This window comes from Methylobacterium sp. J-077 (assembly GCF_022829365.1).
In the GTDB taxonomy this organism is placed as follows: Bacteria; Pseudomonadota; Alphaproteobacteria; order Rhizobiales; family Beijerinckiaceae; genus Methylobacterium.
The window spans coordinates 1-499 of the sequence record NZ_JAKSYJ010000136.1 but is presented as its reverse complement, the minus strand read 5'-3'; the positions used below and the strand labels follow the sequence as shown (position 1 = coordinate 499).

Genomic DNA, 499 nt, shown 5'->3' with positions numbered 1-499 from the left:
CCTGGGGCGTGCTCTGCGAGAAGGCCGGTTTTCCGGCCGGGACCGTCAGCATCCTCACCGGCTCGGCCCGGGCCATCGGGGCCGAGATGACCGGCAACCCGCTGGTCAAGAAGATCACGTTCACCGGCTCAACCGAGGTCGCGGGTGTAGAAGTAGCAGGCGAGGCCGAACTCGGTGTCGTTGGCCATGCGGATCGCCTCCGCCTCGTCGCGGAAGCGGAACAGCGGGGCCCGCGGGCCGAAGGTGTCTTCCCGGGCCACCGCGATGTCGGGAGTCGCGTTTGCGAGCACGGTCGGCTCGAAGAACGGGCCGCCCAGCGCATGGCGATGCGCGCCCGCCACCACCCGGCCGACTTACGCGATGGCGTCGCGGATATGGGCCTCGGTCTTCTCCACGGCCGCCATGTCGATCAGCGGCCCCTGGGCGACGCCATCCTCGATGCCGTTGCCGACCTTCAGCCGGTTGGCCGCCTCGGCCATCTTGTCGGCGAAGGCGTCGT

2 pseudogenes are annotated in these 499 nt (G+C 69.9%); one reads left to right on the top strand and one right to left on the bottom strand.

Features of this window, described 5'->3' with window-relative positions:
* Positions 1-8: 8 nt before the first annotated feature.
* A pseudogene (locus tag MKL11_RS33570) lies at positions 9-83 on the top strand (hypothetical protein); the annotation flags it as partial.
* 48 nt (positions 84-131) lie between these two features.
* Here MKL11_RS33570 and MKL11_RS16345 read toward each other — a convergent pair.
* Positions 132-499 (bottom strand): annotated as a pseudogene (locus MKL11_RS16345) (aldehyde dehydrogenase family protein); the annotation flags it as partial.